Below are 25,263 nucleotides of genomic sequence, written 5' to 3'. Positions count from 1 at the left end.
TAGCCACCTGCTTCAGGAATTAAGAATGAATAGTCACCCGGTTGTCTTCGAACAGGACGGGCATGTAGCGCTCCTGCGCCTCGCGTCGGCAAATCAATTGAATCCGCTCACCGACGAACTAGTCGATGCGCTGGTCGCCGCATTGCGCCGTATTGATGCCGATCCGAGTATCCATGCTGCCGTCCTGATGGGCTCTTCAAAGGCGTTTGCTGCGGGAGCGGACATCGCAGCCATGTCAAAACTGGACTACGCGAGCGTTTTCCAGCAGGACTACATCGGACGAAACTGGGACGCCATCCGTACCTTTCGCAAACCGCTTATCGCTGCGATCAATGGCTATGCGTTAGGCGGCGGGTGTGAATTGACCATGCTGTGCGACATCGCGATCGCCTCGGACGACGCCGTCTTCGGCCAGCCGGAAGTCCGCTTGGGCATCGTCCCCGGTGCGGGCGGAACGCAGCGTCTGCCACGAGCAGTGGGTAAATCCATGGCAATGCAGCTCTGCCTGACTGGGGCCTCAATCAGCGCGACCGAAGCCCTGGAAATCGGGCTGGTCTCCAAGGTTGTCTCGGGCGACAAACTGCTCCCAGAGGCCATGAGCATGGCGCATGAGATCGCCGCCCACTCGCTGCCTGTCGTCCTGGCGATTAAAGAAGCGGTTAACCGATCTTTTGAAACGTCGCTGGCAGAGGGACTCCTATTTGAACGGCGCATCTTTCACGCAGGCTTTGCCCTTCAGGATCAGACAGAAGGCATGAATGCATTTCTTGAGCGTCGCCAACCAAATTTCGTCAATGGCTGACCGCCATCGGCCACCGAACTTCATTCTGGAGGTATTAGCATGGAAACAACTCAATCGGCGTCCGCCGACACACTGGTACTGCAGTCATTGGACAGCGGCGTACTGACGCTAACGCTAAATGCGCAGGAGAGTGGCAACGCGCTGGATGTCGCCATGACGGATGCGCTGGCCGACGCGCTCGAAAGCGTCAACGGAATGTCGGAGGTGCATTGCGTGCTGCTTTGCTCGTCCGGCAAGCATTTCTGCACGGGCGGCAATGTGCGTGACATGCAGAAGGGAACTGATTTGATGGACGGCGGTGTGGAGCAGGTGCGCGAGCGCCTTCGGACCCGGCTGCATCGTATAACGCGCGCGCTCCACGACCTGGAGGTTCCCTCGATCGCTGCGGTGAATGGTCCGGCGATCGGAGCCGGCTGCGACCTCGCGTTGATGTGCGACATGCGGCTCGCGGGCACCCGCGCTGTGTTCGCTGAGAGTTTCCTGCGCCTTGGCCTCGTATCCGGCATCGGTGGTGCTTGGTACCTCACGCGCATCGTTGGCCTTGCGAAGGCAATGGAGCTGACACTGAGCAGCGAGTTTATTGACGCGAAGACTGCTGTTGAGATCGGGTTGGCATCGCGGCTGGTACCGGACTACCAACTTGAGCAGGAAGCGCGCGATCTAGCCCGGCGGGTCGCCGCCAACACGCCGCGCGCGCTGCGCATGGCCAAACGCTTGGTGAAGGAATCTGCCGGTTCGTCACTATCGGCAGCTCTAGAAATGGCGGCATCGATGCAGGCGATCTTACTTTGCGGCGGCGAGCACAAGGAGGCAGTCACCCGCTTTATTGAGCGCAACGAGGCGGAAAAGGCGGCCCAGGCGCGCTAGTGAAACGCGTAATGCTGCGTTGGCAGCGTGCAAGCCGCTGGGAATAGTGAATTTAGGAGACAGATATGGAAGCGATAAACGCGGGCGCCTCGGGCAGACCCGGCATCCTGAGGATCGTCGCGAATTCGAGCCTAGGAACTTTGCTCGAGTACTACGATTTCTTCGTCTACGTTGCGCTAACGTCGACGCTGACACACCTGTTCCTGCCGGAAACGGATAAGGTGATCGCATCCTTGATCGGCGTCGCCACGTTCGGGATCGCGTACGTGGCACGACCCTTGGGTACCTTAATCTTCAGCCCGATGTCGGACCGGATCGGACGCAAGAAGACCTTTGTTATTACTCTTGCCATTATGGGGGTTGCGACTGTAGGCATCGGCTGCTTGCCTACCTACGCGGCTATTGGAGCAGCCGCGCCAGTTGGCCTGCTAGTGCTGCGCATCGCGCAGGGCATTGCGCTCGGAGGCGAGTATGGGTCTGCCGTCGTGTACGTGATGGAGCATGCGCCGCAGGGCAGGAAGGGCATGTGTACCAGCGTGCTGCAAAGTACAGCGAGCGTGGGCCTGTTGTTGGCGCTGCTGATTGTCTCCGCACTGAAGCTCTCATTGGATCAGGCGACCTTTGACAGCTGGGGATGGCGGGTGCCGTTTTTGGTGTCGGCTCCGATCGTTGCTGTAGCGACGTGGATTCGGCTGGGTATGACGGAGACACCGGTCTTCACTGAGATGAAACGTACCGGTCAGTTGTCAAAGGCGCCCCTCCGGGAGACGCTGTCCAGTACCCAATCGTGGAAGTCCATTCTCGTGGCTATGTTCGGCGCTCAGGGCGGCACGTCGGTGTCCTTATACACATCCATTGTCTACATGTTGTACTTCCTGCAGAACGTGCTTAAGGTCGAGTCGATGCAGGCCAATCTCTGCCTTGCCGTGGCCATTCTGATTACGGCGCCCCTTTATCCAGTGTTTGGGAGATTGTCGGATGCAATCGGCCGAGCACGCGTGATGCTCATCGGGATCGTGCTGTGGATACTAGCTGTTTATCCGGCGTTCGCCGGGATCCGTTCAGCAGTGGCGGTGTCGTCGTGGGTGTCTGTCAGCGTGCTGATCGCTGTGCTGGCTGCCTTTACGGCGATGATTATGGCACCGCTGCCGGCTTTTATCGCGGAATGCTTTCCGCCCAAGAGCCGCACTACAGGCTTTGGTCTTGCACAGCAACTTGGTAATGTGGTGTTCGGTGGCTTCCTTCCGTTGATCAGCCTGAGCTTGGTTAACTGGAGCGGAAACCAGCTTGCAGGGGTTGGTTATTCGGTCGCCTCTCTGCTTCCCTGCCTCGCGGTAACCTACTTCTGGGGCCTGAAAAAGGATAGCGCTTTGCGCAGCGAGGCCGAGAGCGATCCTGTCGTTTTTCCGACTGGCGGTTTCCCTGGACGGTGATCAGGTTTTGGACGGGAGACGACTGGCCAGAGCCAATTCGCATGGCGTTTTTTTTTGGGGCGCCATGCTGAACTGGCAGGTCGCCAAGCGAGATTGGCATGGTTGGGCTGAACGCGGTTCGCCGAGTCGGTAGGCAAGCTTGACACCCACCCGGCCCGGCAGGCCCGCCTTGAATCAAAATTCCGATCTATAAGCGGGACGCAACCCACGTCTACGTCGGCGATGGTGATCTTGAACTCTGGCTCAGTGGGTGCCGCTTCCGCAGGTTATTAAAACGATACTGACACACGGAGACAGACATGTTTTCACAAAGAAGCATCTTGGTTGCCGTTGCGCTCATGACGTGCGTGCTTCCTACACTGACCGATGCAGCTACATTTCCCGAGAAGCCGATAAGCTTCGTGGTGCCCTTTGGCGCGGGTAGTGCGACAGACCAACTGGCGCGCGCGCTGGCGGCATCCGTTACGGAGCAGACTGGAAAACCTGTGGTTGTCGAGAACCGCCCGGGCGCAAGCGGAATGATTGCTGCGCAATATGTCGCTAGAGCACCTGGAGACGGTTATACGGTCCTCGTAACAACTAACACCACGCAGGCGGCGAACCCACATCTCTTTAAGCGGCTGCCATACGATCCGCTCAAGGATTTCAAGCCCCTAACGGCCCTAGGGAAAGGGGGCCAGGTACTGGTGGTCCGATCCGACTCGCCATACATGACGGTCGGTGACCTGCTCGCGAAGGCCAGGCGGAACCCAGGGAAACTTACCTTCGGCAGCGGAAACTCGTCGAGCAGAATCGCCGGAGAACTGCTCAAACAGCTGAGCAACATAGACATCGTCTGGGTTGGGTACAACAGCAACCCGAACGCGATGAATGACCTCCTTGGCGGCCATATCGATATGATGGTAATCGACACGGTCACCGGCCTACCGCAGATCAAAGCGGGGAAGTTGCGCCCACTAGGCGTTTCTACCTCGACGCGCTTGTCTCAGTTGCCCAATGTTCCGACGCTAAGCGAAGCAGGGGTGAAAGGCTACGACATCGGATACTGGTTCGCAGCCTATGCGCCAGCCAGCACGCAACTCAACGTGCGGGACAGATTACGAGAGCTGCTGGTCGTAGCCGTTGGGAGCCAACAGGCAAGTCAGTTCTTCCGTACATCCGGTACGCAGGCGTGGACCACAACTGCCGACGAGCTTGGTCGCTTTCAGGCAGAAGAAAGCTCTAAATGGGAGCGAGTTATCAAGGCTGCAGGAATCCAACCCGAGTAATGGCATCGGAATGTGTTCGATCCGGTGGCGATTCGGGACGGGGATTGCCGCATGTTTGTCGGAGGAGCGCGCGGCCTAGTGAGATGAGACGTACATCGAACCGGGATGGGCCGGTGGAATGGCGAAGGACTCCTTCATGCGTCTCACTTCATCGACCGGGCTCCTGCCGAACAGGCGCTTAAACTCTCTGCTGAACTGGGAGGGGCTTTCGTAGCCGACCTCGCTGCTGGCGCGGGCTGCGGACATTCCATTGCGAAGCATGAGCAGCCGTGCCTGATGCAGGCGCGTCGACTTCAGATACTGCATCGGGGATGTGTTTGTGACGGCCTTGAAATGCGAATGGAACGTCGCGACACTCATGCCCGCTTCGCGTGCCATTTGTGCAACATCCAAATCAGCCCCAAATGTGGCATGAATGCGTCTTAGCACGCGAGCGATCTTCCCGAATTGGCCTTGCATTGCGAGCGCTGCGCGCATCGAGGGCCCTTGGTCTCCGTTCAGGACGTGGAAGTAGATCTCTCGCACAAGCGCGTGCCCCAGGACACTTGCTTCTAGAGGGTCGACCATGGCTTCAAGGAAGCGCAGGACAGTCTCACCCAGTCTCAGACCCATTGGGCTCGACATCATGCCTTTCGGCTCCATTGGCTGAGAGTAACCGCTTTGGTCGATCTGGAGCATCAGATCGGCTGCAAGCGTGAAATCGAGATGCATATAGATGGCCAGCAACGGCTCATCTGCTGTGGCGTCTGTTTCCATTGTGAACGGTACGGGTACCGATACGGCGAGGTAGTGCTGGTCGTCGTACACGTACACCTCGTCACCGAACAAACCACGCTTTCTACCCTGACAGACGATAACGATGCCTGGATCGTACAAGACAGGAGTGGCCGCGAGAGGGCGGTTAGAGCGAAGGAAGCGGACATCCGGCATTGCGCACAGGTTATATCCCTCGCTTGGGGCTAGCCGAGAGAGTAAGGCGACCATGCGTTGCTGGAGAGTCTTCCTGCCGCCGTCGTAATCTTTGGCTTTGCTCACGGGTGACATCCATTCATAGGAATAGGCAAGAATACGAGACCATAAGCCATCGATTCGCTGAAGTCTAGGAACTATTATACAAGCCACCTCACCCGGAGGTGGATTCGAACTGTAGCTTCGATGGCATCGGAATCCTGGCCGGCAACCGGTGTCAATGACCCAACACGCTAGCCCCATTCTTGGACTTCCATATCATGATTCAGGTATTCAACCCCGCCGATGGATCTATTGTTGGTGAAGCGCCCGAAATGTCGCTTGACCAGGTCAAGCAGGCAGTTGAACGGACATGTGCCGCATTTCCTGCATGGTCGCGCAAGCTCGCGAAAGAGCGTAGCGACATCCTTCGCCGCTGGTTCGAACTCGTCAGAGACGACAAGCAAGTGTTTGCGGAGATCATGGTGAGAGAAAACGGCAAATGCCTTTCTGAGGCGCTGGGCGAGATCGGTTACGGCCTTGGGTTCATTGAGTGGTATGCGGAGGAGGCCAAGCGTGTCTACGGCGACACGATTCCATCCCATGCCAACAACGCAGCGGTGGTCGTGACGAAGGAGCCCGCAGGTCCTACAGCAGCTATCACGCCATGGAACTTTCCCTTCATGATGATCGCGCGCAAGGTGGCCACTGCACTTGCCGCCGGATGCACGATGATTATTAAACCCTCCGAGGAAACGCCTCTCACTGCCTACAAGCTCCTGGAGTACGCGCGCCGGGCAGGAATCCCCGATGGCGTACTGGAAATGGTCACCGGCAATCCGGCGGAGATTGGGAGAGTCTTCACAGGAGATGACCGTATCCGAAAGATCTCGTTTACCGGATCTACCGCAGTGGGGAAGCTGCTGTCCGCTGCGAGCGGCCAGTCTCTCAAGAAGATGACGCTCGAACTTGGCGGCAATGCGCCATTTATCGTCTTCGACGATGCGAACTTCGAGCAGGCGGTTGCTGCCTTGGTCGCGGCGAAGTTGCGCAATTCCGGCCAAGTCTGCATCTCGCCTAATCGCATCTACGTTCAAGACAGCATCTATGAGCAATTCTTGGAGGCTGTTGCTGCGAAGGTATCGAAAATCCGTGTCGACCAAGGATTTCAAGAGGAATTCGTCGTCGGACCGCTTGTCAACAAGGCCGGATTCGACAAGGTAGTTGAGCTGGTCGAAGAGACCAAGTCACATGGTGCTCGGGTCGTGCTTGGTGGCAACGCACATTCAAAGGGGGGATTGTTTTTTGAACCGACGATCCTTGCCGATCTTCGTGACGAGATGCGAATCGCACGCACCGAAATCTTCGGTCCGGTGTTTCCGATCTACCGGTTCAGCACGGAAGAGGAGGTCGTGAGTCGGGCCAACAACACGGAATACGGTCTTGTGGCCTACGCCTTTACACGTTCCCATGGCCGCGCGCAACGCCTGAGTCGCACTATCGAGGCCGGTATGGTCATACTGAATTCGGGCTCCGTGGGTACCGCATCCGTCCCGTTCGGTGGCATCAAGCATTCCGGGTATGGCCGCGAAGGCAGCTATCACGGCATTGAAGAGTATGTCGAGGTGAAGTACGTGCTGATGGCGGGACTCGACGACTAGGAACGGTTTGCGTCCGCACAGTGCAACTAGCGAGATGCACTGTGCGAGGAAGTTCCTACAGTTTCCTTTCGGCAATCGCCACGTTAGGTTGCGGAATATTTATTTCGCGTGGAGTGGCCTCCTGAGTGGCGGCGTGCAGAAGGCCGCGCCACGCTCCGCTTTATTGCGCGTTCCTGTCGCTCCCTCTTTGTGATTGTCGCTGGATAATAGTCGGCTATTTGTGGCTCGCTGTACAACCACGGTAGCTTTCGACGTTCATCTCGAAGATGTCTACGGTACATGGTGCGATGTTGACTGCACGGGCCTTGGGCAATACGGACTCATTTCAGGCCATTTCGCGAGTGGCAATTGGTCGCTTGACCGCGTTGAGCTGAGCATCCCTTACGCAGGCGGGCGCTACGGCGCCCAATTTTTGAATTGCTTGGTCGACCAACTAGTTGGTTGTGTCTTTGGCAATAGCCGCCCCGTGCATTCGTTCATGCCGCCAGCGTTACGGCGACCACGGGCTTTACCCTCACAAGGAGTCATTGTCCTATGCCTCATCCCATTTCTGCGTTCGGCGCGGGTCACACCATTCTCAGCTTGGCAACCATCGCTGCGGGTCTCTATAGCTTCGCCCGATATCAAAAAATTGATAGCACTAACCTGTCCGCCAAGATCTACTTGACTGGCTTGGTGGTCTCGGTACTCACATCGTTTGGCTTGTCCAGCACTGGCGGCTTCAATGCTGGCCACGCACTGGGTATCGTGGCCCTTATTGCGGTATCGGGCGGCCTATTGGTTCCGCGAATAGGAATCTTGGGGCGTGCACGGCGATACCTTTCCCAGTTCGCATTCACGTTTAGCTTCTTTCTGTTGTTAGTCCCCGGGATCAATGAGACGCTGACGCGGCTACCTGTTAGTCATCCCTTAGCGAGTGGTCCTGACTCCCCCCTCGTACGTGGTGCGCTCGCGGCATGGCTGGGCATTTTTGTGCTGGGATCGATATTGCAGTTTTTGTGGCTTCGCTTGTACCGCAGCCGTGCATAACCTGCGTAGAACGCATCCCCACTCGATCACTAGGCAACACGGCGGCGCCAACCTCTGACCATGGGTCGGCGCCAACGGTATCGGGTGCACGCGCAAGCTGTACGCTCGCGTACTTGTAAGGAAAAATCCATAGATCGCGACAAGGTGTCTAGGGTCATGCTATAGGAGCTGGACCGGTAAAAATGCATCCCGCAAGAGTGCCTCAAGTCCGAGCCCTTCCTGGGGAATCCAGTATCCCTCTGGAATTAGAGCGAGCCTCTTCATTGTCGTGGCAACGCATACCATCACTGAACTGTGAAAGCACCTGGGCCGCACGGAGGAGTCGTCGTGGCACATCGCCGTCCCAATCCGGCGTCATGTGCGACGCAGGTGCTGTGACGGAAAGTGCCAAGACCATCTGTTTTTGGCGATCAAAGATTGGGGCGCTGAATGCATTGACCGGTATGTTGTGCAGCCGTGAGGGCGCCGTATTTGTGGCACGAGCGATGCCATGCGTGCGTGTTTCTCGTAATTCGGCGTCAAGCGCTTCACGCCGGGCATGCGTGTCTTCGCCCGGCGACCGGTGCACGCGCAAATCTTCGTCGATGAACGCACGCGTGACCTCTGGCGGAAGGAATGCCGCGAATGCCTTGCCGGTCGCGCACTGAGTCGTGCTCATCACCAATCCCAACCGGAGCTGGTCGCTGACTGGTTCGCGCGAGGGTTCCCAGTGAATGGCCGTTGGACCCCGATTGCCCCAAACCGCCAGGCAGAGTGTGTGGTGCCCCAGCGATTCCGCGATGGCAGGCATGGCGCCTATGACATGCCGGGCGAGGTCAAGCCGTGCCGGCGATGAGGTGCCAAGGGGCGACAGCGATGGCGCGAGTTCGTGCGAAGAGGTCACCATGTACTTCCCTGCCCCGAAAGCCAATGGCCGCCGTTGTGCATTGACGAAACGCTCGATCTTGCCAAGATACACGACATGGTCCCCGCCGGGGTAGGCCGCTACCTTCGTGCATTCGAGGTAAGCGGCCGATCCGGGCAGCACGGGGGCTCCACGATGGCCATACTCATAGTCGATCGATGCGAACTTGTCGTCGCCCGACTTGGCGAAATGATTGGAGATCGCGGTCTGGTCGTCTGCAAGGATGTTGACAACGAAGTGGTCACTTTCCCGGAACGCAGGAAAACTACGGGAGGTTAACGACTGGCTCCAGAGAATCAGCGGCGGATCAAGCGACACTGAGCTGAAGGAGTTGGCCGTCACGCCGTGAGGCTTGCCCGATGGGTCGCGCGTGGTAATGACCGTGACCCCTGTCACGAAATTGCCCAGAACTCCGCGTAGCTCGCGGACGTCGAACGGTTCAGTGGCGGCATGCATGACGGGTCTCCATGAATTGGCTTGCATGGCCAGAGTCTATGGAGTGAACGCGCTAGCAACAATTCGGCAATATTGATGAACCCATAGGCCGCGCCAATAAATCGACGTTTTGAACCGGCACAAGGAGACCGCCCATTGCCGTGGCAGTTCAGGTACGCTTGGATTGCGGTATCGAGCGCTCGTCGCCCGCCACCGCGCGCTCCAGGAACTTGCAGAAGCTCGCCGCCGCAGCGCTGAGGTCGGCCTTGCGCGGGAATACAACCCCGAAGCGGCGCGTCAGCGTCAGGCCCTCGACCTCCAGCGGCACAATGCAGACATCACGGCAACGTTCCGCCATGCCGTTCGGCAGCAATGTGATGCCCATGCGGGCATCGAGCATTCCCATCAACGTGTTCAGGTTGCCAACCATTTTCGGTGGCGGCAACGAGAATCCCTGCTTTTCCATTGCCTCGGCAATGCGGGCTCGCACGGGCAGGTATTGCTCGATCAGCATCAGCGGGTGAAAGGCCAGTTCACGCGCGCCAACTCGCTCCAGGCCCGCCAGCGGGTGAATCGACGGCACCACCAGCACCATCGTCCCACTCCACAGGTGCTGGAACTTATAGTTCGACAGGTCGATCTCGTCCAGCGACATCACTGCTACGTCGGCGTCGCCACGATCCAGCGCGCTTAGTGCTTCCGAGTGTTTCACGTCGAGCAGTTCCATCTCGACGTCCGGGTAACGCTCGCCATAGGCGTGCAGGATGGCGGGCATGCTTAAGGCGGCAATCATGGGCGTGGCGGCAATCACTACGCGCTGGCGGGCCTGCCTGACCCGTTGCCGGAACTCTCCTACCAGCTCGCGCAGTCCGTGCAGCGCCGCGCGCGCGGCCGCTTCGGTGCGCTTGCCATCGTCAGTCAGTTCCACGCGTCGCGTGCTGCGCGTGAGCAGTATCGTGCCCAATGCCGCTTCAAGCCGCTGCACGCGTCCGGTCACCGAAGGTTGTGTGATGTGCATCCGCTCCGCTGCTTGGCTGAAGCTTCCGGTCTCCGCGACGGCGAGGAAGGTCTCTATCTCGGCCAGGTCAATGCCGGCGCTGGATATGGCGTCGCCAGTAGGGCGTGCTGGGGGCATTAATGGGGGTCTCCGTGATTTATTGGCTTTGCGAATAATTGTATCGGGCTTGATGATTTGTTCAAGGCGTCGGCGTCGTCAAGAATTCATTCCATCCGCCAAACACGGCACTGAAAGGAGTCCAACGCATCATGACCTCGCCATCGTCCCGCCAGATGCACCTGGTGGCCTTCCTGCAGGCGCAGAACTGTTCGAACTATGTCGGTTCCTGGCGCCATCCCGCCACGATGTCCGACTTCCTGTCACCGGAGTACTTCCAACGCATCGCGCGCACGCTGGAAGATGGCCTGTTCGACATGGCCTTCTTTGACGACCGGCTGGCCATGCCCGACATCTATGGCAACGACCATCGTGAAGCCGTGTCGCACGGCGTGCGGGCCGTGAAGATGGATCCCACGCCCATCCTGATGGCAATGGCAGCGGTCACCTCGCGCCTTGGGCTGGGCGCGACGTACTCCACCACCTACTACGAGCCGTTCCACGTGGCGCGCCTGTTCGCCACCATGGACCTGATGACGAAAGGCCGCGTGGCGTGGAATGTAGTGACCTCGCTCAATGATTCCGAAGCGGGAAACTTCGGGCGCGACGCGCACGAAGAGCACGACGCGCGCTACGACCGCGCCGACGAGTTCATGGAAGTGGTGATTGGCCACTGGGATTCCTGGGAGGACGATGCGCTGATCCTGGACAAGGAGAACGATCGCTTTGCCGATCCCGACAAGGTGCATCGGCTCGACTATCGCGGCAAGTACTACAAGTCGCGCGGGCCGCTGCCGGTGCCTCGTTCGCGACAGGGGCATCCGGTGCTGCTGCAAGCCGGGCAAAGCGGGCGGGGCATTGCCTTTGCCGCGCGCTGGGCCGAGTTGGTGTTTGCGGCCTACCCTAACCTGGAGGCCGGCCGCAAGCAATACGCGCAGTTGAAGCGCGCCATCGCCGAAGCAGGCCGGGACCCGGCATCGGTCAAGGTGGCGCCGGCCGTCAAGGTGGTGGTGGCGGAGACCGAATCGCAGGCGAAAGAGCAGTTCATCCTGATCGATTCGCTGGCGCGGCCCATCGACGGACTGGCGCTTCTATGCGAAGTACTCAACGTCGATTTCTCGAAGCGTGGCTACGAGGAGCCGTTCACGGACGCCGAGCTGGCCGCAGTGTCGTGGCATAGCCTGCGCGATCGCGTGATCGCCAAGAGCGGCAAGCGCAACCCGTCGGTGCGCGATTTCGTGGAAGCGTCCGGTCGCGGCACGGTACGTGAAGGCCCGTGCTTTGTCGGTACCGCGAAACAAGTGGCCGACGAGATGGAAGCCTGGTTCCAGGATGCTTGCGACGGCTTTGTCGTCCAGGCGCTGTCGGTACCTGGCAGCTACGAAGACTTCGTGCGACTGGTGGTGCCTGAACTGCAACGGCGCGGCCTGTACCGCAAGGCGTACCCGGGTCAGACCCTGCGCGATTCGCTTGGCATCGATCGCCCGGCTCCCCGCGCCTGGCGCCAGATCGCCTGATCCCACCGCTACCCGGATCCCCCGATACCCATTACGGAGACACACGCATGACTGCGACGGACACCCCCGCACTTTTCCCCACGCAGGCGGAGCAGCTTGCCGCTTTTGCGCTGAACCTGCGCTACGAAGACATCCCCCAAGACGTGCTCGGCTTGGCGCGCGAGCACCTGTTGGACGTGATCGGCATCGCCCTGGCATCGAACACGTTCGAGTTCGCACCGGCCACGCTGGAGGCTGCACAGACCTTCGGCAATGGTACCGACGCCACGGTCATCGGCAGTGGCCGGAAGCTGCCAGCAGCTTCGGCGGCGCTGGTCAATGGCGTGCTAGCCCATGGCCTCGATTTCGACGACACCCACATTGGCTCGATTTATCACGCCAGTGCCCAGGCAATGGCCACGGTGCTGGCCTGTGGCGAAGCCAACCGCGCCAGCGGCCGTGACGTGCTCGTGGCATTCGTGGCTGCGCTGGAGATCGGCTGCCGGCTGGCGACCGTCGGGGCAGGCAAGTTTCATGATCGGGCTTTCCATCCCACGGCGCTGTGCGGCACCTTCGCGTCGGCAGCGGCAGCCGGCCGCTTGCAGGGCATGACGCAGCAGCAACTGGTGTGGGCGCTGGGGCTATGCGGCAGCCTGGCCTCGGGCATCCTGGAAAGCGGCAAGTCCTGGCTCAAGCGCCTGCATCCAGGCTGGGCCGCGCATAGCGGCATTGCCGCCGCGGCGTTGGGCCGTGCGGGCTTCCAGGGGCCGGCGACGGTGTTCGAAGGACCCCGGGGCTTCTATGCGGCCCATATCGAAACCGTACCGGACGAAGACAATGCGCCGGCCCGCGCGCTGGGTAGCGAATGGCAGACGCGAGGCATCGCGCTGAAGCCCTATCCGTGCTGCCACTTCATCCACGCCTTCGTGGACGCCGCGCTGGAATTGCGCGGGCAGTTTGCGCTGGACGATATCGAACGCATCGATTGCCCGCTGACGCCGATGCTGCACAAGATGGTGGCCGCACCCCGCGAGCGCTGCATTCGCCCTCCCACGCCCTATGCCGCGCTGTTCAGCGTGCAGTACGCGGTGGCGGTAGCGCTGGTCAAAGGGCGCGCCGACCTGGCCACGTTCCATGACGAACCGCTCGACGATCCCGCCGTGCTGGCAGTTGCAGCCAAGGCATACTGCGTACCGGACACCGAGAGCGATTTCCCGAAGCACTTTCCGGGCGAGGTCGTGGTGACGCTCAAGAGCGGCCGGGTGATCCGCTGCCGCATGCCGACGAGCCTCGGGACGCCGGACAGGCCGATGTCGCGCGACGCCTTGCTGGCCAAGTTCGTGCTCAATGCATCGCGTGCCATCCCGCGCGAGCAGGCCGAATCGATTGCGCAGGTTGTCTTCGCCATCGATCACGCGGCCTCTCTGGCGCCGCTGATGGCGCTCTGCACCATGCGCTGACCGCCAGAAACCCCAAGCCACCGGACGCGGGGTCCATGTCACCCCGCGCCGTCCAAGACGGAGACAACATGCCGTACAACGCCTCGCAGCGGCTCGACCGCCTGCCGGAATCCTCATTTCACCGACGTCTGGCAACACTGATCGGTGCCGGACTGTTCTTCGACGCCTTCGACCTCTATATGGCCAGCGGCATCATGGTGGCCCTGGCCCGCGAAGGCTGGGGCACGATGCAAGCCAATGGCCAGTTCGTATCGGCCGGCGCGCTGGGCGCGTTGCTCGGTGCGGCGCTGGCCGGATGGCTCGGCGACCGGTATGGCCGCCGATTCGCGTTCCAGTTCAACCTGATCCTGTTCGGCGTCATGTCGCTGGCTGCTGCAGTGGCGCCATCGATGGGTTGGCTGATCGTGTTTCGCCTGCTGATGGGGATTGGGCTCGGGGCGGAGATCGTGGTCGGCTACTCGACGATCACGGAGTTCGTGCCGCCGGCTAGTCGCGGCAGGTGGGGCGCCGTGCTGTTCTTCTGCGCGACGGCGGCGTTACTGGGTTCCAGTCTGGTCAGCTACTGGGTGATTCCGACGCTGGGCTGGCGCTGGATGTTCGGCATCGCCGGTGTGGGTGGGCTGCTGGTCTGGTTTCTGCGCAAGGAGATGCCGGAATCGCCGCGCTGGCTGGAATCGGTCGGGCGACATCGGGAAGCCGATGCGATTCTTGCGCGCGTCGAGGCCATCGCCGAGCGCGAGCATGGGCCCTTGCCGGCACCCGTGCAGATGGTCCATAGCGCGCCCTCGGCCTACCGCTTCGGCGACCTGTTTCGCGGACGGCTGCTGCGGTCGACGGTGTTGGCGGTGGTCATGAACGTGGTGGGCCTGTGCGCGATCTACGGATTCATCATCTGGCTGCCGACCTTCCTCGTCAAACGCGGCCTGTCGCTGACCAGTTCACTCGGCCATACGGCCCTGATGGCAGGCGGCAGCTTGCTAGGGATCGTGCTGGGGGGCTACCTGTCAGACCGCTTCCCGCGCAGGCGGCTGCTGATCGCGAACTCGGTGCTGTGCGCCGGGCTTGGGCTGCTGTACCCCAACATGGCCACGCTTGCCCAGACGACGGTGGTGGGCTTCCTGCTGGTGGCATCGCTCTACTTTACGGGAACGATCGGATTCTCCACCTACGTGCCCGAGCTTTTCCCCACGGAGCTGCGGCTGCGCGGCACCGGACTGGCGAGTGCAGCGGGGCGGGGCGCTTCGATTCTTGCCCCCATGACCGTGGCGGCGCTCTACGAGTGGAATGGCGTGCAAGGCGTGACGCTGGCCCTGGTGCTAATGGGTGCCATCCAAGCGGTGATGATCGCCTGGCTGGGTATTGAAACGACACAACGATCGCTGGACCACGCGTTCAGTAGCGAGACGGCGGGGCGGTAGGCGCCGCAGCGGCTTCAATCCCGCAAATGGAAGGAGACGTGATGAAGGAAATCAGGATCGTGACGCCGGTTGGGATGCTCGGGTATGGCATCCCGCGGGAAGACTTCCACCGCGCCATCGAGGCCGGTGCGCAGGCCGTTATCGTCGACTCGGGCTCCACCGACCCCGGACCATACCAGCTTGGGCTTGGCGCCATGCTGGCTTCGCCCGAGGCTTACGCGCGCGATTTGCGGATCATTCTGGAGGGCATCGGCAAGCGCAGGATCCCGCTGCTGATCGGGTCGGCCGGCGGGTCGGGCACCGCTCGCCAGGTGAACGACCTCATCGCCATCATCGGCACGATTGCTGGCGATCTCGGGCGACGCCTCAAGGTGGCGGCAATTTATGCCGATGTGGACGCAAGCATCGTGCGTGACAGCTTGGCGTCGGGGCACATTGCGCCCTGCGCGTCGGCGCCGCCATTGACGGTTGCCGATATCGATGCGTCGACGCATATTGTGGCGCAGATGGGCGCCGAGCCCATTCTGAAGGTGCTGCGCGAGCAGCCCGACGTGGATGTGGTTGTGTGCGGGCGCGCCTATGACCCCTCGCCGTTTGCCGCGTTCTGCATGCTGCATGGCATCGACGCGCCGGGCACATACTGGCACATGGGCAAGATCATGGAGTGCGGCGGGGTCTGCGCGGAGCCGAAAGGGAAGGTCATCCTTGCCACGGTGCGCGAGGACAGCTTCGACCTGACGCCGATGAGCCCGCATGAACGCTGCACGCCGCTGTCCGTCGCCGCGCATACTCTGTACGAGAAGACGCGTCCCGATCTGCTGGCCGGTCCCGGCGGCATGCTGGACCTGACCGCCTCGCAATACGAACAGATCGATCTGCAGACCACGCGCGTGCGCGGCAGCGTGTTCCGGCCTTCCGAAGGCTACCAAGTCAAGCTCGAAGGTGCAGCCGTTTGCGGCTATCGGACGATCTTCATCGGCGGTGTGCGGGACCCGATTCTGATCGGGCAGATCGACCCGTTCCTGGAACGCGTACGCGCGCGCATGGCTGGCATATTTCCCGAACTAGAAGGAGGAGAAGCCAGGCTGCACTTCCACGTCTACGGCAAGCATGCCGTGATGGGGCAGCAGGAGCTGCTGCGGGATGCTGTGCCCCATGAAGTGGGAGTGCTGGGAGAAGTGACGGCGCCCACGCAGGCACTCGCCAACGCCATCTGCAGCGCTACCCGCATCGGCGTGCTGCATATGCCGTATCCCGGGCAGAAGGCCACGGCCGGCAATTTTGCGCTGCCGCTCAACCCACCAGAGAACGCCATCGGACCGGTGTGCCGGTTCTCGATCTATCACCTGATGACGGTTGACGCGCCCGATTCCTTGTTTCCCTATCGCATGCTGGAGGTCTGATCATGGCAACGCTGCGCGATATCGCCGATGTTATCCGGAGCAAGAATTCCGGGCCGTTCGAGATCACGTTCGACGTGATTTTTGCCAATGCGGACCGCTATCGCCATGTGCGCGACAGCGGCATGCTCAATCCCCAGACCGTGCTGCAGCTCTATGGCGTTCCCGAGAGCGACCTGCTGACCTGCATGTTCTTCGAGCCCGCGCTGGCCTTCAAATTCACGCTGCGCCGGCATGGCGATCAGGGCGGGGTAGGTGAGCGCGATACGTTTGGCGCGCAACAGCACGCGCCGCTGATGACGCTTGAAGTGCCGGCATTCCACGGAGCCTGACCATGCAGACTGATCCGATCGAGAGCGCGTTGGCCGCCATTGCCGCGGGATCGCTTGCTGTGGTGGTGGACGATGCCGACCGCGAGAACGAGGGCGACCTGATCATGGCCTGCGAGGCGGCCACGCCGGAGACCATCGCCTTCATGGTGCGGTGGACCAGTGGCGTGATCTGCGCGGCGTTGCCGGGCGATCGGCTGGACGCGCTGAGCCTGCCGCTGATGGTCAAGGAGAACACGGACAGCATGCGTACCGCCTTTACCGTGACGGTCGACTACCGGCATGGTACGACCACCGGCATATCGGCCGCAGACCGCGCGGCGACACTGCGTGCGCTTGCCGACCGGACCTGCAAGGCGGCGGATTTCAATCGCCCGGGCCATGTTTTTCCGCTGCGTGCGCGCGCAGGCGGCGTGTTGCGTCGACCAGGCCATACCGAAGCCGCCGTGGATCTTGCCCGGCTGGCGGGCATGCAGCCGGCGGGTGCGCTGGCGGAAGTGGTCAACGACGACGGCACCATGGCACGGCTTCCGGAGCTGGTCGTATTCGCGCGTCGGCACGGCTTGCCTATTGTCACCATTGCGAACCTGATCGCCTGGCGGCAGGCTAATGAACGGCTCGTGGCCTGAGGAGCGGCGATGGATCAAACGAACGAACAGGTGGCTTACCGCTGTGTGCTGATGCGCGGAGGTACCAGCAAGGCATTGTTCTTCCACGAGTCCGACGTGCCGCCGCCGGGGCCAGCGCGTGACAGAATGCTCAAACGGGCTATGGGTACGCCCGATCATCTCCAGATCGACGGGCTTGGCGGCTCCCGTCTGGTCACGTCCAAGGTGGCACTCGTGCGCCGCTCTACCCGGGACGATGCCGACGTGGACTACACGTTCGCCCAGGTCGACGTCGAGCGAGACCTGATCGGCTATAGCGCGAACTGCGGCAATATCTCGTCGGCGGTGGGGCCATTTGCCGTCGACGAGGGCCTGGTGGCGGCCATGGCGCCGGTCACGACGGTGCGCGTCTACAACACCAACACCGACAGCATGCTGGTGATGCAGGTTCCCGTCGTGCATGGCAAGGCCCGGGTGTACGGGGACTGTGTCATACCCGGAGTGCCAGGCAGCGGAGCCGAGATACTGATGGACTATGCCGATACCGTCGGCGCAAAAACTGGCCAGTTGCTGCCGACCGGACAAGTATCGGAGAACATTACGCTTGAAAGCGGCAGGGCGCTCGAAGTGTCGATTTGCGATGCCGCCAATCCGTGCGTCTTTGTGCACGCGTCGACATTAGGGCTGACTGGTCATGAGTCACCTGACGCATTGACGGCCGATATCGCACTGATGGAGGCCGTTTCGGAGATCCAGGCGAAGGCAGGGGAGCGGATCGGCATGTGGCCTGACTGGCGCGACCAGCACAAGCCCGGCATTCCTTTAATGGTGATGGTGTGGCCTGCCGGCACGTTCCAGGACCCCAGCGGCGCCATGCATGAGGCGGGTTCGATGGATGTTCGCGCGCGGCTCGTATTTCTCGGAAAGTGCCACGACAGCATGGCCGGGACAGGCGCACTATGTACGGCAGCGATTTCGCGCGTGCCAGGCAGCGTGGTGCAACGCCTGCTGCGCGATGATGGCGCACAGACGCAGTCATTGCGGATCGGGCATCCACTAGGCGTAATGGCCGTGCGGGTCGAGGTTGAACCGGGTCGGACCGGCGAGCCGCAAGACATCCGGCTGCGAACGCTGGGTCTTGCGCGCACTGCACGCCGTCTTATGGCCGGGGAGATCTACCTGCCACATCAGTCCCTGCAGGCAGGCTGATCCGCATCACCCGCGCGGAATCACAGGAGGAAGCCCGCCTAGGCGGGCTTTTTCTACATCAAAACGTGTGGCGAATGCCGATGGTCGCGCCAAACTGGTTCGTGCCAGGGTCCGTGTTGCGAAGCCATTGGAGCCGGCGCCGAGTCCCAGATGGGATACACCCTTGTTCCTGGTGTAGGCGGCGGCAAGGTAGACGTCGGTCCGCTTTGAAAGATCGTAATCAACCAGCGCCGCGAAGAGTCACGGATCGCTTCCGGTTCCCGCGAAGTCCGTGTAGTAGGTGGCACCGCTCAACGAGAGCGCGGCGCTCGGCTGCCTGCAGGCTCGCGCAGTAGATGCGCGACCGCTGGTTGATATTTTGGCATATCTGTCTCCGTGGGCGTGGCCCTTTAAGTTCTCGTCACTACCGACGGTAGTGGTTTGGCGACTCAGCGCCGCGTCCTTGGTGAGGGCCAAGCCCAGGGACGACGCAGCCGGTCCTTTGCCTGCCATTCGCGGATCAGGTCGTCATCTTTGAGGGTGAGGCCAATGTCGTCTAGCCCGTACAGCAGCGCCTCGCGACGAAGCGGGTCGATGGTGAACGGCGTGATGTTGCCGTCGGGTGCTGCGACGGTACCGGCCTGCAGGTCCACCGTGATTGACGCGCCGTTCGCACACTGTGCGGCTAGCGCCTGCACCTGCGGCGTGGCCAGAGTGATGGGCAGCACGCCGTTCTGGAAGCAGTTGCTCCAGAAGATGTCGCCATAGCTCGGCGCAATCACGCAGCGCACGCCGATGCCCTGCAGGGCCCACACCGCGCCTTCGCGCGAGGAGCCGCAGCCGAAATTCTCGGCCGCCAGCAGCACGGGCGCGTCGCGAAAGCAAGGGGCATTCAGTACACAGTCCGGATCCTCGCTGCCGTCGGGCCGGCAGCGCAGTGCTTCGAAGGCGTAGGGGCCGAGTTCGGTCTTGTCTAGGGTGGTCAGGCGCTCGATGCGGATGATGACGTCGGTGTCCACGTTCGGCCGCATCAGCGGTACGGCAGGGCCAGTGATGGTGGTGAATGGAGTATTCATGCCAGCGTCCTCACATCAGTGATGCGGCCAGTAATCGCCGCCGCTGCAGCCATCGCAGGACTGGCCAGATGGGTGCGTGAGCCCGGCCCCTGGCGGCCAACGAAATTGCGGTTGGAGGTTGAAACGCATCGCTGCTGGGACGGCACCTGCTCGCCATTTGCAGCCACACACATGCTGCAGCCCGGTTCGCGCCACTCGAAGCCGGCCGCGACAAATAGTTCATGCAGCCCCTCGGCCTCAGCGGCGCGCTTTACAGTTTCCGAGCCCGGCACGACCCAAGCACGTACGCCATCGGCGACGTGGCGGCCGCGCGCGATCTCGGCTGCTGCGCGGAGGTCCGTGAGGCGTGAATTAGCGCACGAGCCGATAAACACCCAGTTGACCGGCGTGCCAGCGATTGGTGCGTCGGCGGCCAGGCCCATGTAGCTGAGAGCAACGCCCCACGCCTCGCGGTCGGCGGCAGTGGCAGCTTTCAGTGGGTCAGGGACGGTGCCATCGATGGCGATCGCGTGCTCTGGGCTGGTGCCCCAAGTGATGGTGGGCACGACGGCGCGGACGTCGACGTGCTCTTCATGGTCGAAGGTGGCATCGGAATCGGTGGCGAGGCTGCGCCAGTACGCCGCAGCAACCTCGAACGCCTCGCCGCGTGGTGCCCGATTCCGACCGCGTACCCAGTCGATTGTTTTCTCGTCCGGGGCGACAAGTCCAAAGCGGGCGCCAAGCTCCACGCTGAGATTACACAGCGTAAGCCGGTCTTCGACATCCAACGCCTCCACCGCGGCACCAGCAAACTCGATGGCGTAACCAACGCCCGCACCTGCGCCCAGCCTGCCAATCAAGTGCAGTGCCAAGTCCTTCGCTGTCACACCCCGGGCCAATTGACCGTCGCAACGGATGCGCATGCGCTTAGGCTTTCTCTGCCGCAGGGTTTGAGTGATGAGCGCATGGGTACTCTCTGACGAGCCGACGCCAAACGCCATTGCCCCAAGCCCGCCATTGGTACACGTGTGGCTGTCGCCACAGATCACGCTGAGGCCGGGTAGCACAATTCCCTGCTCCGGTCCCATCACGTGGACAATGCCTTGGCCGGGCTCGCCAAGGTCAAACAGTTCTACGCCCATGGCGCCGGTAAGTTTCTTTAGACCGGCATGCAGCTCGCCACCAAGCGGGAACGTGGTCGCCACTCGGCCCGGCTGGCTCGATACAGCGTGATCGGGCGTGGCAAACACCAATTCGGGGTTGTGCAGGGACCGGCCTCGCATGCGGATAGGGTCGAGTGCGGGTGGCCCCGAGAGGTCATGCAACAGGTGGCGGTCGATGTGCAGCAGCGCCCAGCCGTCACCAAGTTCCCGAATGACGTGGGCATCCCATAGCTTATCGAAGAGTGTGTGGCCTGGCATGTCACACAACCTCTTTTGACAATGGCGCCTCCATCGTCGCGCCAGCATTGAAGCGCGAGCGTAGAGCATCCCATTCGTCGGCGCCGAAGCGGCGGAAAGTCTGCGCTACAGTGGTGCTGGTATTCGGCGCCTTCATTGTGGCCTGGACCTCCGCCAGGGCGGCGTCGCCCGCCTGAATCGCTGCCTTGAGCATCAGGCCTGGCAGGATCGCCAGCTTATAACCCATCTCCTCCGCCTGCCGCAGGTCATTTATCGGGGTACGGCCACCGGGAACGACGTTTAGCAAGCAGGCACCTTTGACGCGTCGCGGCACCAAGGCCGCCTCCTCGACGGACTGCGTAGCTTCGACGAAGACCATGTCGGCGCCGGCGTCAAGGGCGGCCTCAGCGCGCCAGATTGCCTCGTCCAGGCTCAACATGGCTCGGGCGTCGGTCCGGGCGATAAGCAGGAAGTCCGGGATACGGCGGGACTCGACGGCGGCGCGAATCTTGGAGACGAACTCTTCGCGCGAAATTACTTCCTTGCCGTCCAGATGGCCGCAGCGTTTCGGTGAGACCTGATCCTCAATGTGGATCGCCGCTACTCCGCGGGCTTCGTACTCGCGAACAGTGCGGGCGACGTTCAGTTCATTGCCGTAGCCTGTGTCAGCATCGGCAATCAGCGGGATGGCGATGGAGCGCGCCATAACAGCCGCGTTCTCGACCATTTCGCTCATCGTTAGCAAACCGAAGTCGGGAAAGCCGCGTGCAGCCGAGGTGCCTGCGCCGGTCATGTAGCAGGCGCCGAAACCCGCCTGCTCGATCAAGCGTGCGCCAATGCCGTCGTAAGCACCGGGGACAATCAACATGCCAGGCGCTGCAAGCTGTTGGCGCAGGCGAGCGCCGGCGCTCTTTGGCGAAGAAACGGAGCTATTCATGGTGTGTATCCGTGGAGGGATGCAGTCTCGATGTGTTTATGTTGTTATAAGAGTATCACAACATAAACACATGTCAACGAGTTATGCTACGGGTTGTTAGCCCTTTCTTACAATTCCGGATGAAGTCTTCGAACGATATGCTTAGCGTCGATGTCCCTGTACCGCGTGCACGAGGCACCTCACTACACCGGCAACTCTTCATGGTCCTGCGCGACGAAATCGTGCGCGGCATGTACCCTTCGGGCCTGTTGCCGAAGGAGGAGGCGTTGTGCGAGCGCTTCGCTGTCTCGCGCATTACGGTACGGCGTGCGCTGGCCGAACTCGCTGCCGAGGGGCTGGTGGAGAGCCGCCACGGCCGCGGCACGTTCGTGCGCGAGGACGGGCTACCGATGGCGCGCGAGCGCCCGAGCTTGAGCCTGATTGACAGCCTGCGTCAGGCCGCAATTGATACCGATGTTCAAGTGCTGCAAGTGGAGCAGGTCGAAGCACCGCCGGACGTGGCTTCGATGCTGCAACTCGTGCCTGGCGAGAAGGCGGTGCATGCATTGCGTCTGCGTAGCATTGACGACACGCCGGTGATGCTCACTGATGCGTGGGTACCCGCTCGCTTTGGGAAGCAGGTCACGGCTGCTTCGCTCCGCAAGCACGCGCTCTACGAAATCTTACTGGCTCAGGGCGTGAAGTTTGGCCGGGTTATCCAGGAGATCACAACGCAGGTGTGTGACCCACTGCATGCACGCCTCATGAAAACGGAGGTAGGTATGCCGCTCCTGAAAGTTGTACGCGTAATGCACGACCAGGAGTCGCGGCCGGTGCAATACATTGTCGTCACCATGACACCGGAGCGAAGCCGCATCCTGATGGACATTCCGGGCGACGCGGTGAACACCCTGAGTGCAGGGCAGTTCGTACACGACATCACGAAGCGAGTTTCGGAGTAGGGTTCTTAGGCAGGGCGTTTCACTGGCGCGGCAGCCGTCGCGCCGGCTCGGAGGGAAACGAGCTTCCAGTGCCGTAGCGTGTTCGAGCGATATGCGACTAACCGCTTCAGCTGATTGCCGTGCCGATTCACCGCAATCCCGTCCAAGCCTTGATTAGGCCTCTTCAAAGCAATTCCATTGCTGACGCCTTCAGCGTCGCTGCTGCGCGCTAGCATTCAAGCTTTCGAAACACACTCTCGAGGTGAGCGGCCAAGGTAGTTGTGCTAAGTGCAATTCCCGCGCGGCCTCCTTATTGGTTGCTCCTCGTGAAACTTGCGCAACACGTCAAGCCTGCGCGGCGATAGAAGGCACCATCCCCGGCTATTCAAAGTTCGACGGGCCAAAGTAACGCCGTCGGAGAGCAGAGCATCGACTGCTTCGCAGCACAACCCACCTCTTGTGACCTCATCGCGCAGCTTTCAAGCCGACGGCAACGCACGCTCGCGCAAGTAGGATTCCTCCGACATTCCTAGCGCGTCGCAAGGTTGCCTCGAAGACTCAAGTTCTAATCTAGGGTTTGCACCAGCACGCCACGGGCTTTACATTCTTCGAGTTGTAATCATAATATAACGACATGATGACTGGTCGGCGTCAACTCAAGGTCGTCGAAGTTCCAAAGAACTCAATCAACCGTCAACACTAAGGAGACACGCAATGCCCACTCTCGACATCGCCGGCGACGCCCGGCGCACTATCGACGTCATCAAGCGCGGCGGCATCGCCCTGGTGCCGAACCAGACCGGATACGCGATGACCGGTGCGATGCTGGATCCGCTGCAGAAGATCTACGACACCAAGCGACGCGGTAGCCACAAGCGCAACGCGATGGCAGCTGACCTGGAGACGCAGCGCGAGATGATGACGCTCGGCAAGCGCGAGCAGGAGATGGTCGAGGCGATTACCGTCGATTTCGACCTGCCGCTCGGCGTAATCGGCACCTTCCGTGCGGACCATCCACTGCTCGTCAAGCTGGGCAGCGAAGCCTTGAAGGCCTCGACGGCCGGCGGCACCATCGGCAACCTGCTCAACGCCGGCCCGTTCCACAAGGAACTGACGCGGCTTTCGCTCGAGGAGGTGGTTCCGCTGTTCGGATCGTCGGCCAATCTGTCGGGCACGGGAACGAAGTTCGCCGTCGAGGACATCCAGCCCGAGCTGCTCGCAATTGCGGACATCACGATCGACTACGGGCTGTGCCGCTATCATACGTACCGCCGGGCCGGCACGCTGATTAACTTCTCCACAATGCAGGTGGTTCGCATCGGCGCGTGCTACGAGTTGATCTCCGGCGTGCTCAAGCGGTGGTTCGGTGTTGAGCTGCCGGCCGATCCCGGTTTGGACGTGCTGCCGTCCGGCCACCTGAACGAGTTCGCGTTGAAGAGCGTTCAGTGAGCCTGCCATGACCGAGAACGTGAACCTCCTTCGGCGGGCCTTGCTCCAAGGCGGCGCCGGCTTGGCCCTGTCGTCGCTCGCGGTTCACGGTGCGGCACAGCCCTGGCCCGCCCGGCCGATTCGTCTTCTGACCGGCTACGCGCCGGGCGGTTCGTCCGACATCACGGCACGCGCGATCAGCGCGCCGCTCGCGCGCCTCCTCGGCCAGCCAGTAGTCGTCGATAACAAGCCCGGCGCGAGCAGCGCGCTGGCGGCCGCCGAGGTCGCGCATGCCGCTCCCGACGGCTACACGTTGGGGTTGCTCGACAACGCGCCGATGACGATTGTGCCGTCCCTGCGTAACCCCGGCTACGACCCGCTCACCAGCTTCACGTCGATCTCGATGGTGACGCAGATGCCCCAAGTACTGGTCGCGGCTCCGACGCTGCCCGCGAACAGCGTGCGCGACCTTATCGAGTTGATGAAGAAGCAACCAGGCAAGATGAACTACGGATCCGGCGGGTCAGGCAGCGTCGGGCATCTTTGCGCCGAGCTGCTGAAGTCGCGCAGCCAAACCGTCGCGGTGCACGTGCCCTACCGCGGCGCCGCGCCGGTCGTTACCGCGCTGATGTCCGGTGAAATCCAGTTCGCCTTCCTGACATACACCGGAACGGCAGCGTTCCTCAAGTCCGGCAACCTCAAGGCGCTTGCCGTGAGTTCGACTACACGCTTGCCGACCTTACCCCAGGTGCCGACGATTGCCGAGACCGCGCTGCCCGGCTTCGACGCCCCGGGTTGGTTCGCGCTGATGGCACCGGCCGGCCTGCCAGCGGGGATCGTCGCGACCCTCAACAAGGCGCTCGCCGACACGATGAAACTGCCGGCAATCTTGTCGAGGATGGAGGAGCTCGGGCAAATCATCGCTGCCGGCAAGGTAGATCCGAAGCAGACCATCCCGACCGAGCTGGGGCAGTGGAAACGGCTGATCACGGAACGCAAGATCGTCGTCGACGGCTGACCGGCCTGCCATCTTCTTTAGAGGCTCGTCAGTAAAAACTGTGGGTAAGCTTTGGCTCCGGAAGCTTCCCGAGCCCGTGATATAGCGCGATTTCGGTCATGCGGAAGGTCCGGAATCCATATGCTTTTCTCATGGTGACTTTGGC

General features: G+C 61.4%; 22 protein-coding genes. 16 read left to right on the top strand and 6 right to left on the bottom strand.

From position 1 onward, the window contains the following. Positions 1 to 25 precede the first annotated feature (25 nt). The 4 genes from DN412_RS35455 to DN412_RS35440 all read left to right on the top strand — a co-directional run bounded on the left by DN412_RS35455 (position 26) and on the right by DN412_RS35440 (position 4,370). Positions 26 to 802 (top strand): enoyl-CoA hydratase-related protein, encoded by a 777-nt coding sequence (locus DN412_RS35455; RefSeq protein WP_115215825.1) that lies wholly within the window; start codon positions 26 to 28, stop codon positions 800 to 802. A 39-nt stretch (positions 803 to 841) separates the two neighbouring features. Continuing rightward, complete coding sequence (locus DN412_RS35450) at positions 842 to 1,669, top strand: enoyl-CoA hydratase-related protein (protein ID WP_115215824.1); 828 nt, start codon at positions 842 to 844, stop codon at positions 1,667 to 1,669. Positions 1,670 to 1,734: 65 nt separating this feature from the next. Then, the gene (locus DN412_RS35445; protein ID WP_115215823.1) at positions 1,735 to 3,102 is read left to right on the top strand and encodes an MFS transporter; all 1,368 of its coding nucleotides are present in this window, start codon (positions 1,735 to 1,737) and stop codon (positions 3,100 to 3,102) included. Positions 3,103 to 3,440: 338 nt separating this feature from the next. Further along, positions 3,441 to 4,370, top strand: coding sequence for a Bug family tripartite tricarboxylate transporter substrate binding protein (locus tag DN412_RS35440; RefSeq protein ID WP_244222938.1), 930 nt, complete (start codon positions 3,441 to 3,443; stop codon positions 4,368 to 4,370). Between the two features lie 75 nt (positions 4,371 to 4,445). Here the strand turns inward: DN412_RS35440 and DN412_RS35435 are convergent, their stop codons facing one another. Next, positions 4,446 to 5,414, bottom strand: coding sequence for an AraC family transcriptional regulator (locus tag DN412_RS35435; protein ID WP_425267474.1), 969 nt, complete (start codon positions 5,412 to 5,414; stop codon positions 4,446 to 4,448). A 185-nt stretch (positions 5,415 to 5,599) separates the two neighbouring features. Here DN412_RS35435 and DN412_RS35430 point away from each other — a divergent pair, with 185 nt between their 5' ends. Both DN412_RS35430 and DN412_RS35420 read left to right on the top strand, forming a co-directional pair. Next, positions 5,600 to 6,979, top strand: coding sequence for an NAD-dependent succinate-semialdehyde dehydrogenase (locus tag DN412_RS35430; RefSeq protein WP_115215831.1), 1,380 nt, complete (start codon positions 5,600 to 5,602; stop codon positions 6,977 to 6,979). A gap of 534 nt (positions 6,980 to 7,513) precedes the next feature. After that, the gene (locus DN412_RS35420; RefSeq protein ID WP_115215821.1) at positions 7,514 to 8,008 is read left to right on the top strand and encodes a hypothetical protein; all 495 of its coding nucleotides are present in this window, start codon (positions 7,514 to 7,516) and stop codon (positions 8,006 to 8,008) included. 202 nt (positions 8,009 to 8,210) lie between these two features. On the opposite strand, the gene DN412_RS35415 is transcribed toward DN412_RS35420, so the two are convergent. Continuing rightward, complete coding sequence (locus tag DN412_RS35415; RefSeq protein WP_115215820.1) at positions 8,211 to 9,368, bottom strand: flavin reductase; 1,158 nt, start codon at positions 9,366 to 9,368, stop codon at positions 8,211 to 8,213. Positions 9,369 to 9,516: 148 nt separating this feature from the next. Beyond that, on the bottom strand, positions 9,517 to 10,482 hold the full coding sequence (locus DN412_RS35410; protein WP_115215819.1) for a LysR family transcriptional regulator: 966 nt from the start codon (positions 10,480 to 10,482) through the stop codon (positions 9,517 to 9,519). A gap of 131 nt (positions 10,483 to 10,613) precedes the next feature. On the opposite strand from DN412_RS35410, the gene DN412_RS35405 reads away from it, so the two are divergent. The 7 genes from DN412_RS35405 to DN412_RS35375 all read left to right on the top strand — a co-directional run bounded on the left by DN412_RS35405 (position 10,614) and on the right by DN412_RS35375 (position 18,381). Further along, entirely contained in the window at positions 10,614 to 11,978 is a 1,365-nt protein-coding gene (locus tag DN412_RS35405; protein ID WP_115215818.1) for an LLM class flavin-dependent oxidoreductase, read from the top strand. 47 nt (positions 11,979 to 12,025) lie between these two features. Beyond that, on the top strand, positions 12,026 to 13,417 hold the full coding sequence (locus DN412_RS35400; protein WP_115215817.1) for an MmgE/PrpD family protein: 1,392 nt from the start codon (positions 12,026 to 12,028) through the stop codon (positions 13,415 to 13,417). Between the two features lie 68 nt (positions 13,418 to 13,485). Beyond that, the gene (locus DN412_RS35395; protein WP_161564094.1) at positions 13,486 to 14,835 is read left to right on the top strand and encodes an MFS transporter; all 1,350 of its coding nucleotides are present in this window, start codon (positions 13,486 to 13,488) and stop codon (positions 14,833 to 14,835) included. 41 nt (positions 14,836 to 14,876) lie between these two features. Then, complete coding sequence (locus tag DN412_RS35390; protein ID WP_244222934.1) at positions 14,877 to 16,238, top strand: acyclic terpene utilization AtuA family protein; 1,362 nt, start codon at positions 14,877 to 14,879, stop codon at positions 16,236 to 16,238. A 2-nt stretch (positions 16,239 to 16,240) separates the two neighbouring features. After that, the gene (locus tag DN412_RS35385; protein ID WP_167471169.1) at positions 16,241 to 16,567 is read left to right on the top strand and encodes a DUF4387 domain-containing protein; all 327 of its coding nucleotides are present in this window, start codon (positions 16,241 to 16,243) and stop codon (positions 16,565 to 16,567) included. Between the two features lie 2 nt (positions 16,568 to 16,569). Further along, positions 16,570 to 17,193 (top strand): 3,4-dihydroxy-2-butanone-4-phosphate synthase, encoded by a 624-nt coding sequence (gene ribB / locus DN412_RS35380; protein WP_115215814.1) that lies wholly within the window; start codon positions 16,570 to 16,572, stop codon positions 17,191 to 17,193. A 9-nt stretch (positions 17,194 to 17,202) separates the two neighbouring features. Further along, a complete protein-coding gene (locus DN412_RS35375) occupies positions 17,203 to 18,381 on the top strand; it encodes a 2-methylaconitate cis-trans isomerase PrpF family protein (RefSeq protein ID WP_115215813.1) in 1,179 nt (392 codons plus the stop codon). Between the two features lie 428 nt (positions 18,382 to 18,809). Here DN412_RS35375 and leuD read toward each other — a convergent pair whose 3' ends face one another. The 3 genes from leuD to DN412_RS35360 are packed head-to-tail and all read right to left on the bottom strand — an operon-like array spanning position 18,810 to position 21,752. Then, positions 18,810 to 19,436, bottom strand: coding sequence for a 3-isopropylmalate dehydratase small subunit (gene leuD, locus DN412_RS35370; protein ID WP_115215812.1), 627 nt, complete (start codon positions 19,434 to 19,436; stop codon positions 18,810 to 18,812). Continuing rightward, positions 19,433 to 20,836: a 3-isopropylmalate dehydratase large subunit gene (leuC, locus tag DN412_RS35365; RefSeq protein ID WP_115215811.1), complete on the bottom strand. Its 1,404-nt coding sequence runs from the start codon at positions 20,834 to 20,836 to the stop codon at positions 19,433 to 19,435. The genes leuD and leuC overlap by 4 nt, the downstream gene beginning before the upstream one ends. A gap of 1 nt (position 20,837) precedes the next feature. After that, positions 20,838 to 21,752 carry an isocitrate lyase/PEP mutase family protein gene (locus DN412_RS35360; protein ID WP_115215810.1) on the bottom strand — a complete coding sequence of 305 codons (915 nt, stop codon included), beginning with the start codon at positions 21,750 to 21,752 and terminating at the stop codon, positions 20,838 to 20,840. A gap of 200 nt (positions 21,753 to 21,952) precedes the next feature. Here DN412_RS35360 and DN412_RS35355 point away from each other — a divergent pair, with 200 nt between their 5' ends. The 3 genes from DN412_RS35355 (at position 21,953) to DN412_RS35345 (ending at position 25,118) form a co-directional block, all read left to right on the top strand. After that, positions 21,953 to 22,693, top strand: a complete 741-nt coding sequence (locus DN412_RS35355) for a GntR family transcriptional regulator (protein ID WP_244222933.1) — start codon at positions 21,953 to 21,955, stop codon at positions 22,691 to 22,693. Positions 22,694 to 23,386: 693 nt separating this feature from the next. Further along, positions 23,387 to 24,121 carry a Sua5/YciO/YrdC/YwlC family protein gene (locus DN412_RS35350; protein WP_115215808.1) on the top strand — a complete coding sequence of 245 codons (735 nt, stop codon included), beginning with the start codon at positions 23,387 to 23,389 and terminating at the stop codon, positions 24,119 to 24,121. Positions 24,122 to 24,128: 7 nt separating this feature from the next. Further along, positions 24,129 to 25,118 (top strand): Bug family tripartite tricarboxylate transporter substrate binding protein, encoded by a 990-nt coding sequence (locus tag DN412_RS35345; RefSeq protein WP_115215807.1) that lies wholly within the window; start codon positions 24,129 to 24,131, stop codon positions 25,116 to 25,118. The last annotated feature ends 145 nt before the right edge of the window (positions 25,119 to 25,263 follow it).

Origin of the sequence: Cupriavidus lacunae (assembly GCF_003353055.1) — a bacterium.
GTDB lineage: Bacteria > Pseudomonadota > Gammaproteobacteria > Burkholderiales > Burkholderiaceae > Cupriavidus > Cupriavidus lacunae.
The sequence above is the reverse complement of the archived record's forward strand: the minus strand, read 5'-3'. Positions and strand labels throughout refer to the sequence as shown.